At 65.5% G+C, this 11,813-nt stretch carries 9 protein-coding genes; 1 reads left to right on the top strand and 8 read right to left on the bottom strand.

Features of this window, described 5'->3' with window-relative positions:
* Positions 1-17: 17 nt before the first annotated feature.
* Genes LDZ26_RS02330 through LDZ26_RS02320 form a run of 3 tightly spaced genes read right to left on the bottom strand, consistent with a single transcriptional unit; the run spans position 18 to position 6,005 of the window.
* Positions 18-1,553: an efflux transporter outer membrane subunit gene (locus LDZ26_RS02330; RefSeq protein ID WP_244847997.1), complete on the bottom strand. Its 1,536-nt coding sequence runs from the start codon at positions 1,551-1,553 to the stop codon at positions 18-20.
* Between the two features lies 1 nt (position 1,554).
* The gene (locus LDZ26_RS02325) at positions 1,555-4,755 is read right to left on the bottom strand and encodes an efflux RND transporter permease subunit (RefSeq protein ID WP_244847996.1); all 3,201 of its coding nucleotides are present in this window, start codon (positions 4,753-4,755) and stop codon (positions 1,555-1,557) included.
* 17 nt (positions 4,756-4,772) lie between these two features.
* Positions 4,773-6,005 (bottom strand): efflux RND transporter periplasmic adaptor subunit, encoded by a 1,233-nt coding sequence (locus tag LDZ26_RS02320; RefSeq protein ID WP_244847995.1) that lies wholly within the window; start codon positions 6,003-6,005, stop codon positions 4,773-4,775.
* 395 nt (positions 6,006-6,400) lie between these two features.
* Between LDZ26_RS02320 and LDZ26_RS02315 the strand changes: the two genes are divergently transcribed.
* Positions 6,401-7,045, top strand: a complete 645-nt coding sequence (locus tag LDZ26_RS02315) for a TetR family transcriptional regulator (protein WP_244847994.1) — start codon at positions 6,401-6,403, stop codon at positions 7,043-7,045.
* A 9-nt stretch (positions 7,046-7,054) separates the two neighbouring features.
* Here the strand turns inward: LDZ26_RS02315 and LDZ26_RS02310 are convergent, their stop codons facing one another.
* The 5 genes from LDZ26_RS02310 to LDZ26_RS02290 form a co-directional block, all read right to left on the bottom strand.
* Positions 7,055-7,669, bottom strand: coding sequence for a cysteine hydrolase family protein (locus tag LDZ26_RS02310; protein WP_244847993.1), 615 nt, complete (start codon positions 7,667-7,669; stop codon positions 7,055-7,057).
* 58 nt (positions 7,670-7,727) lie between these two features.
* The gene (locus tag LDZ26_RS02305) at positions 7,728-8,525 is read right to left on the bottom strand and encodes a CoxG family protein (RefSeq protein ID WP_244847992.1); all 798 of its coding nucleotides are present in this window, start codon (positions 8,523-8,525) and stop codon (positions 7,728-7,730) included.
* Between the two features lie 75 nt (positions 8,526-8,600).
* A complete protein-coding gene (locus LDZ26_RS02300) occupies positions 8,601-8,975 on the bottom strand; it encodes a DUF427 domain-containing protein (protein WP_244847991.1) in 375 nt (124 codons plus the stop codon).
* 149 nt (positions 8,976-9,124) lie between these two features.
* Positions 9,125-9,625, bottom strand: a complete 501-nt coding sequence (locus tag LDZ26_RS02295) for a carboxypeptidase regulatory-like domain-containing protein (RefSeq protein ID WP_244847990.1) — start codon at positions 9,623-9,625, stop codon at positions 9,125-9,127.
* Between the two features lie 130 nt (positions 9,626-9,755).
* Entirely contained in the window at positions 9,756-11,258 is a 1,503-nt protein-coding gene (locus tag LDZ26_RS02290; RefSeq protein ID WP_244847989.1) for a DegQ family serine endoprotease, read from the bottom strand.
* Positions 11,259-11,813 lie beyond the last annotated feature (555 nt).

Below are 11,813 nucleotides of genomic sequence, written 5' to 3'. Positions count from 1 at the left end.
ACAATCGACTAAACGAATCACCCCGCGACAGCAGCCGACGCCGCCTGCGGTGTACTCGCCGCGCCGACATCGGCGGGAGCTGCGGGCATAGCTGGCGCATCGGCCGGGCGCGGCGCATCGCCGGTATGCTCGACCCATCCGCCGCCCAGGGCCTGATACAGATTGACGAGGTTGGCGAGCCGCTCGGTGCGCACGGTGATGAGCGTCTGCTGCACCGAGTACAGGTCCTGCTGCGCGGTCAGCACGTTCAGATAGCTATCGACGCCCTGCCGGTACCGCATCGTCGACAAATCCAGCCGGCGCTGCTCCGCCGCCGTGTCGCGTTCGAGCGCCCGGATCTGCTGATCGTAGGTGCCGCGCGCGGCGAGGCCATCGGCGACATCGCGGAAAGCGGACTGAATCGCCTTCTCGTACGCCGCGATCTGGATGTTCTTCTGGATGTTGGCCAGATCCAGATTCGCCTGATTCTGACCGCCCTGGAAGATCGGCAGCGTGATCGTCGGCGCGAAGCTCCACGCCGCCGAGCCGGGCTTGAACAAGCCGCCGAGCGTCGGACTGAGCGTGCCGAAACTGCCGGTAAGCGAAATGCTCGGGAAGAACGCCGCCCGCGCCGCGCCGATGTTCGCGTTCGCCGCGAGCAGGTTCTGCTCGGCTTCCATGATGTCCGGACGACGCGTGAGCAGATCCGACGGCAAGCCAGCGGGAATGTCCGTCAGCAAGTCCTGCTCGTTGAGCGGCATGCCGGCCGGCAGATCATCGGGAATCGGCTCGCCGATCAGCAGCGCCAGCGCGTTCACTGCCTGCGCCCGCGCACGCTGCTGCGCCTGCAGGTTCGCCACCGCCGTTTCCACCACCGTCTGCGACTGCGACAGATCCAGCTCGGAAGCCGTGCCGTTGTCGAACTGCAGCTTGACGATGTTGTACGACTCCTGCGCGGTCTTGAGCGTCTGCTCGGTGACTTGCAGCAGGTCATCCGCTTGCAGCACTTGCAGATATTGCGAAGCCACTTGCGACACGAGCGAAATCTCGAACGCCTTGCGCGCGTAGGCCGTGGAGAAATACTGCGCGAGCGCCTGATCCTTCAGGCTCTGCACGCGGCCGAACAAGTCGAGTTCCCACGACGCGTTCAGGCCCACGGAATACGTGTTCGAAATGGTCCGGTCGAAGAACGACAGATTGCGCGGCGTGCGCTGCTTCGACTGCTGGGCCTGCGCCGTGATCGACGGGAACAGCTCCGAGCGCACGATGCGGTACTGCGCCTGCGCCGCCTGAATGTTGAGCACCGACGCGCGCAGATCGCGGTTGTTCTTCAGCGCGATGTCGATGAGCCGCTGCAACCGCGCATCCACGAAGAAATCGCGCCAGCCGATCTCCGCGCCCGCGACGCCGTTCGCGCTGCGCGCGCCGGCATCCGCCGCGCCCGGCTGCGTCGAGTACACGCCGCCGGTCGGGAACGTCGACGAGACCGGCGGCGCGGGACGCTCGTACTTCGGGGCCAGCGAGCAGCCCGCCAGCACCGCGACGGCCGCTGCTATCAAGGAAAGTCTACGCATTTCAATGTCCTTCGTTGGAGCCGCCGCCATCGCGCGGACGGTGCTCATCGGGATGATGCTGCTCGTAGTGCTCGAGCGCCGTCTCCGGATTTTCCTTCTCGCCGCTGAACTGCGCGCGGATCACGACGAAGAACATCGGGACCATGAAGATCGCGAGGAAGGTCGCGGTCAACATGCCGCCGATCACGCCGGTACCGATCGCGTGCTGGCTCGCGGAGCCTGCGCCGTTGCTGATCGCGAGCGGCATCACGCCGAGAATGAACGCGAGCGACGTCATCAGAATCGGGCGCAGGCGCAGCCGCGCCGCTTCCATTGCCGCTTCGATCGGGCCCATCTTCTCCGACATCTGCAGTTCGCGGGCGAATTCCACGATCAGAATCGCGTTCTTCGCCGACAAGCCGACCGTGGTCAAGAGACCCACCTGGAAGAACACGTCGTTCTCCAGACCGCGCAACGTGACGGCAAGCAGCGCGCCGATTACGCCGAGCGGCACGACCATGATGACCGAGAACGGAATCGACCAGCTTTCATACAGCGCCGCGAGACACAGGAACACGACGAGAATCGAGATGCCGTACAGAATCGGCGCCTGCGAACCCGACTGGATTTCCTGATAAGACAGTCCCGTCCATTCGTAGCCGATGCCCGCCGGGAGCTTCGCCGCGATGGCTTCCATCGCCTGCATCGCCTGACCCGTGGACTTGCCGGGGCCAGCCGCGCCCTGGATTTCGACCGACGAGATGCCGTTGTAGCGTTCGAGCTTCGGCGAACCGTACGTCCAGTCGCCGGTGGCGAACGCGGAGAACGGCACCATCCCGCCCGATCCGTTGCGCACGTACCAGTCGTTCATGTTCTCCGGCGTCATGCGGAACGGCGCGTCGGCTTGCAGGTACACCTTCTTGATCCGGCTGTCCGTATCGAGGAAGTTGTTCACGTACTGCGAAGCCCACGCGATCGAGAACGTCTGGTCGATGGACGCAGCCGTCACGCCGAGCGCGAGCGCCTTCTCACGGTCGATGTTCACCTTGAACTGCGGCGTATCGTTCAGGCCGTTCGGACGCACCTGCGCGAGCGTCGGGTCCTTCGCGGCCATGCCGAGCAGCTGGTTGCGCGCGGCCATCAGCGCGTCGTGGCCCACGCCTGCGCGGTCCTGCAGCTCGAAGTCGAAGCCCGCGGCCGTGCCGAGTTCAGGAATGGACGGCGGATTGACCGGGAACACCACCGCGTTCTTGTAGCCCGAGAAGCGGCCAAAGAGCCGGCCCACCAGCGCCTGCACCTTCTGGTCGCCCTTCTGGCGCTGCGCGTAGTCCTTCATGCGCACGAACACGAGACCCGCGTTCTGACCGCGGCCCGCGAAGCTGAAGCCGTTGACCGTGAAGGTCGATTCGACGATGGACGCTTCCTGATTCAGCAGGTAGTCGGAGACGTCCTTCAGCGCGCGCGCCGTGGTTTCCTGAGTGGAACCGGCCGGCGTCTGCACGAGCACGAACATCGTGCCCTGGTCTTCGTCGGGGAGGAACGACTTCGGCAGCTTCACGAACAGGAAGCCGACGGCGACGATCACCACCAGATAGATGACGAGCCAGCGCCCGGAGCGCCGGATCACGTGATAGACGCCCGAATGGTACTTCTCGCGGCTCTTGTCGAACGTGCGGTTGAACCAGCCGAAGAAGCCCTTCTTCGCTTCGTGATGCCCTTGCGGGATCGGCTTCAGGATGGTCGCGCACAGCGCCGGCGTGAGAATCAGCGCGGTCAGCACGGACAGCACCATCGCGGAGACGATCGTGAGCGAGAACTGTCGATAGATCGCGCCCACCGAGCCGCCCGACAGCGCCACCGGCACGAACACCGCCGACAGCACGAGCGCCACGCCCACCAGCGCGCCGGTGATCTGGCCCATCGCCTTGCGGGTCGCTTCGCGTGGCGATAAGCCCTCCTCCGCCATCACGCGTTCGACGTTCTCCACGACCACGATCGCATCGTCCACCAGCAAGCCGATGGCGAGCACGAGACCGAACATCGATAGCGTGTTGATGGAGAAGCCCACCGCCGCCATGATCGCGAACGTGCCGAGCAGCACGACCGGCACCGCGATGGTCGGAATGAGCGTGGCCCGCAGGTTCTGCAGGAACAGATACATCACGAGGAACACCAGCACGATGCCTTCGATCAGCGTCTTGACCACGTCCTCGATGGACAACCGCACGAACGGCGTGGTGTCGTACGGATACTTCACGACGAGGCCGTTCGGGAAGTACTTCGAGAGCTCGTCGATCTTCTGGCGCACGGCCTTCGCGGTGGCGAGCGCGTTCGCGCCCGTCGCGAGCTGAATACCGAAGCCCGCCGCCGGCTGGCCGCTGTACTTGGTGTCGAAGTTGTAGTTCTCGCCGCCGAGCTCGATGCGCGCAACATCCTTCAGACGCACCTGCGAGCCGTCCTGGTTCACCTTCAACAGCACGTTGCCGAACTGTTCCGGCGTGGTCAGCAGCGTGGCTTCCGTGATGGTCGCCTGCAGCAACTGGCCCGGCACCGACGGCGTGCCGCCGAGCGAGCCGCCCGCGACCTGCACGTTCTGCGCGGTGAGCGCCGCCTGCACGTCCACGGGCGTGAGGCCGAAGTTGTTCAGCTTGTTCGCGTTCAGCCAGATGCGCATGGCGTACTGCGAGCCGAAGAGCGTCACCGTGCCCACGCCGTCCAGACGGCTCACCGGATCCTGAATGTGCGACGCCACGTAGTTCGCGAGGTCGTACTTGCTCATGCTGCCGTCCTGCGAGACGAACGCCAGCACGAGCAGGAAGCTGTTGCTCGACTTCGTGACCTTGGTGCCCAATTGCTGCACGATCTGCGGCAGGAGCGGCGTGGCGAGCTGCAGCTTGTTCTGCACCTGCACCTGCGCGATGTCCGGGTTCGTGCCGGGCGCGAACGTCAGCGTGATGGTCGCGGTGCCGGAGTCATCGGACGTGGAGGACAGATACAGCAAGTGGTCGAGACCGCTCATCTGCTGCTCGATCACCTGCGTGACGGTGTTTTCCACCGTCTTCGCCGATGCGCCCGGATACGTCGCGCTGATCTGAACCGCCGGCGGCGCGATGGTCGGATACTGCGCGACCGGCAGCGTGAAGATGGACGCGATACCCGCGAGCATCAAAACGATGGCGATCACCCACGCGAAAATCGGGCGATCGATAAAGAACTTTGCCATGAGGCGGGCTCCTGGTTTTACGCGCCCGACGCAGCAGACGCGGGCTGCGCGGACGAGGCGGGCTGCGCGGCTTGCGCATCGCTCGCCTGCGACGCTCCGGCTGCGGGCGCTGCGGGCAGTTGCGCGGGCACGGTCTTCACTTCCATGCCCGGACGCACCTTGTCGACGCCCTGCACGATCACGCGGTCGCCGGCGGCAAGACCGCTATCGACCACCCAGTTCTGACCGTAGGTGCCGGACGTCACGAGCTGGCGCAGCGCCACCTTGTTGTCCGCGCCGACGACGAGCGCGGTCGGCGTGCCCTTCTGGTCGTGCGTGATGCCGATCTGCGGCACGACGATGGCGTTCGGATTCACGCCTTCCTCGATGCGCGCGCGCACGAACATGCCGGGCAACAGCACACGGTCCTTGTTCTCGAAGATGGCGCGGACCGTGACCGAACCGGTGCTCGGATCGACGGTCACGTCGGTGAACTGCAGCTTGCCCTTCTCCGAATAGACGCGGCCGTCTTCCAGCACGAGCGAGACTTTCGCCGCGTTCGGGCCGCTCGTCGTGAGACGGCCTTGCTGGATCTGGCGGCGCAGCTTGAGGCCGTCGAGGCTCGATTGCGTCAGATCGACGTACATCGGATCGAGCTGCTGGACCGTCGCCATGAGCGTCGCCTGGCTCGCCTGGACATACGCGCCCGGCGTGACCTGCGAGATGCCGACCTGCCCCGTCACGGGCGCAACGACATCCGTGTAGCCGAGGTTGATCGCTGCGGTATCGACCGCGGCCTTGCCGGCGGCGACGTCGGCCGCGGCCTGGCCTTGCGCGGCGACGGCGTTGTCGTAGTCCTGCTTGCTCACCGCGTTCGCCGAGACCAGCACCTTGTAGCGGTTCGCCTGCGCGGTCGTCGATGCGAGGTTCGCCTGCGCCTTCGCGAGCGACGCCTTCGCGTTGTTCAACTGCGCGATGTAGGGCGCCGGATCGATCTTATAGAGCCGCTGGCCCGCCTTGACGATGCTGCCTTCCGTGAACTCGCGGCGCAGCACGACGCCGTCCACGCGCGCCCGCACCTGCGCGACGAGATACGCGCTCGTGCGGCCCGGCAGTTCGGTTCTGACCGGCACGGCGCTCGGCTCAATCGTCACGATGCCGACTTCGGGCGTCTGCGGCGGCGGCGCCGATTGTTTTTGTCCGCACGCCGCCAGCAGGATGGCAGCCGTTGCGGCACTGACGAGGTGAAACGGAACCCTTTCGAAGCGCATGGAGCGACCTCTGTTTGTGACTGATAGCGAAAAAAACACGCGCATCGCCGGATCGGCGGCTCAGTGATGAGACGCACTTCTCTCTAAAACGGCGATGCGCACATGAGCGAGCATCTGGCGCGCGTCGGAACGACGGCGGCGCCACACGCGAATCTGAACAACGATGGTGACGAAAATGACCAGCCGACAAAAATGTTCGAGTCTTGACGTCGTGTGGGCTGGTATTATAAATACATTCACGAATGGATGTAAAAATAAGATTCCGCGAAGATTACGGCTGTAACGAGACGTTCCGCCGCTGCCCTTCGACAAAAACGGTACAGCTTTTCGTTCACCGCATTCACACCCCGCATCGCGATTCCGATCTGCTCGCGGAAAGCCGTCAATCCCAGGATATGGTCAGACGAACCAAGGAAGAAGCGCAGGAGACGCGCAACCGCATTCTCGACGCCGCCGAGCGCGTTTTTTATGAAAAGGGCGTGTCTCGCACGTCGCTCGCGGACATCGCACAGGCGGCAGGCGTGACGCGCGGCGCCATCTACTGGCATTTCACCAATAAAGGCGATCTTTTCAACGCGATGTTCGAGCGCAGCCTGCTGCCGCTCGACGAACTCGTCGCAGCCACGCTCGACGGCAAGGAACCCGACCCGCTCGCGCGCATCCGCGAAATTTTTATCTGGTGCATGCGCAACATCACCGAGGACGAAAAACGCCGGCGCGTGTTCGACATCCTGTTTCTCAAGTGCGAGTTCGTCGAGGAAATGGGACCCGTGCGCGAGCGCCAGCAAAACAACATGCGCGACGGCATGGAACGCATCGCGCGGGCGCTGCGCAATGCCATCGACAAGGCGCAACTGCCCGCCGCGCTCGACGTGCGCCGCGCCACGACGCTTCTGCACGCGCTCTTCACGGGCATCCTGCACGACTCGCTGATGATGCCCGAACGCGTCGATCCGTCGAAGGACGCCGAAGCGCTCATCGATGCCTGTTTCGACGCGCTGCGCGCAAGTCCCGCGCTGCTCACCACCGCCAGCGTCTGAGCGCGGCGCTCAGCGGCCACGCGCGCGCTGGTTCGACGCGTAGATGTTGTCGCGCGGCGGCGCCTCGCCGCTTTTGAGCGCCGCGATCCATTCGTCGGTGGTCAGCACGGCGGCAAAGCGCGACTGCATGACGACCGTGAACACGCGATGGATTTCCTCCGCGCTCGCCCGCCCCGCGCGATTCTCGTACGGCACGGCGCCGGTGGCGTCGGTCAGGAATTCGACCGATAAGCCGGCGTGCACCGCGTGCCGCACCGTGGAATCGTCGCAATTGTGGGTCATGTAGCCGGCGATCACGATGGTGTCGATGTCGTGCGCGTTCAGCCAGTCCGCGAGATCGGTGCCGGCGAACGCGCTCGGCAGCGCCTTTTCGACATAGTGAGCGCGGGGGCGCGTCGCGACCGATTCGTGCAGTTCCGCCATCTTCGAGCCGCGCGCGAAGATCGGCGCGGTCGCGGGCGCGAAGTTCTGCACGACGACGATCGGCACGCCGTGCGCGTCGGCGGCATCCATCGCGCGGGAAATATTGGCGAGCGACACGTTCACATCGGGATATTCGATCGGCAGATTGCCGGTGACATACTCGTTCTGCACGTCGATGACGATCAGGGCGCGGCGCGGCATGGTGGATTCCTTCCGAAAACGTCGGGGAGAAACGCAGCACTCTAGCGCCGATCGTCCGTTATTGCAGGCTTGCGCGCTCCGCGAAGAACGCGAGCAGCGCGACGAAGACGAGCATCGCGGCCCACGCCCAGCCCGGCAGGCCGAACGGATGCGGATCGTGCTCGTGATTGTGATGGTGATGCCGCTCGCGATGCGCGAACGGATGCGCGCCCAGCCGATGCCGCAGCACGCCGCTCGGCGCGGCATCGCCCGGTGCGCCGTGGACTGCCCGCGCGGTCGCCCCCGCGCGGCGCGAGAACGCCGCCGACATGCCGCCGGGGCGCAGGAAAACGTGACGGCGCGCACGGTCGCCCGCCGCGCGCAGCGACGGCAGGCCGTGCTTTGCGCGCACGACTTCGCAGAATTCCGCGAAGAAATCGTCGGCGCCTTCGCGCAGCGCGTTTTCGATCTGGCGCGCTGGCAAGCCCGCGAGCGGCCCGGCGACCGTCGCCCAGACGGTGTATTCGATCCACGTCGACTCGCCGCCGTCGCCGGGATTGAGCGCCACGGCGATCTGTCCGCGCAACGAACCGACGCCCTCGCCGCGCGCCTTGAAACTGAGCGTGCGGGCGTAGGCGCGGTCGTCGTGCTGCTCGGGGTCGCCCTGCCGCGTGCGCCCGGCCGGATGCGCCCGCACGTCATACGGGGCGCGCAGCGCGCCTAACGGCACGAAGAGCGTGAGCGCGTACTCGCCGGCCGGCGTGCGCGTGAACGATTCGCAATTGTCGAGACTCGCGCGCAACAACGCGAGATCGCCGAGCGCGTCCTCGACATGTGCCGGCTCGAGCGGCACGCGCAACGCTTCGGTGACTTCCATCCGAGCCTCCGGGACAAGAAACGCGTCTTCGTGCTTTATCGCACGCGAGGAAGAATGCGTCTGTTGGCCGGGCCGCTAAGCCGTCTCGTCGATGCGGTCCACGCGCGACGGATAGAACGCCAGATAGCCTTTGATCTGCGCGGCGGCGTCGAACGGGCTTTCGTAGCTCCACGCGGCGTTTTCCACCGGACCGTCTTCCGTCAGCAAATGGTAGTGCGTGGCCTCGCCCTTGAACGGGCAGTGCGTGGTGTGCGCGGAGCGCTGGAGCCGCGCCATGTTGACATCGGCGCGCGGGAAATAATGGACGGGCTCGTGCCCGATTTCGATGAGCGTCATCGACGCATGCGTGTCCGCGAACGTGACGCCCTGATGAATCACGCGACAGCGCCGCGAGTTCGGCTTGATCTCGATGCGGCGCGCCTCTTGGCCGTGGTTCAGGTCCGTGCTCATCGTGCGTCCTCCGCGCTGCGGTCGAGAGAATCGCGGGCGCTAGCGCCTCGCTCACAAAAAAGCCACGAGCCGGGAGCGACTCGTGGCTTCATTATGAGACAAGTTTTCGCCGCAAGACAGAGGCGGCATTGGATGCGGCGACTACCGCGTCATTGAATGCTCCAATGAAACGCAGCCTTCGCCTTGCCCGGCCCGGACACGTTGACGGCCTGCTTCTTTTCCTGATCCTTGTACTTGGCGTACACCGTATAGCTGCCCGGCGGCAGCTTGACGAGCATGTACGGCCCCATCGATTCGGTGTTCAGCACTTCGCCGCCCTTCCCGCCGACGATGCGCACGGTCACGCCCGACAGGTAATCGGCGGTCGGTCCCGTGAAGCGCAACGAGAGCGGCCAGTGCCCCTGTTCGCGCAACAATGCGCGCGATTCGTCGAGCCCCACGCCGCCCGACGTGTACGAGACATCGCCTTGTTGCTGGATTTGCGGCAGGCCGCCGCCGTTCGCGTTGCCGGCGCTGCCCGTATCGCTCGTGCCGGCGCTCGCTGCATTGCCCGAATCCGCAGACTGCTGCGCCCACGCGCCGCCAGCCAGCCCGGCGCTCAATGCGGCCGCCATCAGCGTCGCGGCCAGTTTGCCCGTTTTACTCTTCATCTTCTTGGCTCCTTTATCCGATGCCGCCGCGCCACGGCGAGAGCGGCGTCACGCCCGATGCGCGGTGACACGCGATGGGGCCCCGGCGAGCCTTTGAGCATGGCCCGTGCCCGCATCGCGCGTCGCGGGGTCAGCCGAGGTCGACCGGAACGAAGATCTGCGCGTCGTCGCGCTGGATCAGAAGCGCGATGCTGTCGCCGGCGTGCGCGACCATCGACTTGAGCTGCTGCACGCTCGTGACCGGCTGGCCGTTGACCGCGAGGATCACGTCGCCCGGCTGAATGCCCGCGCTCGCCGCCGCGCCGCTCGCCTGCTGCACGACGAGTCCGCGCGAAAGCGAAGCCTGCTGCTTTTCGTCCGGCGTGAGCGGCCGCACCGCGACGCCGAGCCGCGCATCCTGCGACGCGCCGCCCTGATCGCCGTTCGCGTCCGCGCTGGCGGTCTTCGCGTCCTTGAGCGCGCCGACGGTCACGGTCAATTCCTTCGAGCCCTTGTCGCGCCACACTTGCACCTTCGCCGAGCTGCCCGGCGACAAGCCGGCCACTTGCGACGGCAGCGAGGTCGAATCCGTCACCGGCACGCCGTTCAGTGCGGTGATTACGTCGCCCGGTTGCAGGCCGGCCTTCGCGGCCGGTCCGCCCGGCTCGACCGAGCTCACGAGCGCGCCCTGCGGCGACTTCATGCCGAAGGAATTCGCGAGCGTCTGGTTCATCGCCTGCACGGTGACGCCCAGGCGGCCGCGGTCCACATGACCGGTCTTGATGAGCGCGTCCTTGACCTTGATGGCTTCGTTGATCGGGATCGCGAACGAAAGGCCCTGGAAGCCGCCCGTCTGCGAGTAGATCATCGAATTGATGCCGATGACTTCGCCTTGCAGGTTGAAGAGCGGGCCGCCCGAGTTGCCCGGATTCACCGGCACGTCGGTCTGGATGAACGGCGTGTAGTTCTCGTTCGGCAGCGACCGCGACTTCGCGCTGATGATGCCGGAGGTCACGGTGTTATCGAAGCCGTAGGGCGAGCCGATCGCCACGACCCACTGCCCGACCTTGCTGCCGTTCGGATCGCCGATCTTGACCGTCGGCAGGTTCTTCGCGTCGATCTTCAGCACGGCGACGTCGGACTGCTTGTCCGAGCCGATCACCTTCGCGCGATACTCGCGCTTGTCCGTGAGCTTGACGGTGACGACGTTCGCGTTATCGACGACGTGCGCGTTCGTCAGAATGTAGCCATCGCTGCTCACGATGAAGCCTGAACCGAGCCCTTCGCTCGGACGGTCCGCGCCGGGGCCGTTATCTCCGCCGCCGAAGCCCGGCATGACGCCGAAGCGCTTGAAGAACTGGTAGAACGGGTCGTCCGGGTCCATCGGCAACTGGTTCTGGCTGCGGCGCGCGGACGTCTGCTTGACGAGATGCTTCGCGCTGATGTTGACCACGGCCGGGCCGTACGTTTCGACGAGGCCGGAGAAGTCGGGCACGCCCGTTTTGGCGGCGGCTTCGGCCGGCATCATCGCGGCTTGCGCGGGGGCAATAACCTGCGGCGCGGGGATGTTGTTGTGACCGGCGACATAGCCTGCCGACAAGGCAACGGCGACGGCGGCTGCGACGGCGCTGCGGGTGAGGATCTTCGCTTTCATCGTGTGCTCCTGACGGATTGCAATGCGCTTGAGAAGTTGGCGCAGTGGGATGAACGAAGATTACGGGGCGTGGCTTAAACGTCTCTTAAACGATGAGGGTGGCGTAAGATGGGTTTGCTTCTGCTGTCGTGACTGCGGCGGTTGTGGCGAGCGAGGCGCGGTGAGGCGGCTACTCTTTCGGATGACTGGTTGGTTGGCCTCTTCGGTTTTCTAGCTGCTTGCGCTGCTCGGTACGTCGCGCGAGCCGCTTGGCCGTCGTCCGCTCCGGTTGCGATGCCGTTCGAGGCCGAACCGATCGCTCCCATGAACGTCGCGGTGCTGGGGATCGGGCCGCATCTGGACGAGCCACCGGCTGTCGCTGGAACCGATCGATGGCACGCGAGATCGGTCGCCCAACCTTTGGTAGCCCACGACCACCGTTGTTCGCCTGCCGCAACCCGATACTTCGCATGGCCGGCGTGGCAACGACCACGCGTGCTGCGCAGTCGCGTCGGCGCCATACGCACCGCGTCAATCTGATTACGCTTGGCCGCGTCCGTGCCGTTGGCGCCCGGC

It is taken from the genome of Caballeronia sp. SL2Y3 (genome assembly GCF_022879575.1).
Lineage (GTDB): Bacteria > Pseudomonadota > Gammaproteobacteria > Burkholderiales > Burkholderiaceae > Caballeronia.
The sequence above is the reverse complement of the archived record's forward strand: the minus strand, read 5'-3'. Positions and strand labels throughout refer to the sequence as shown.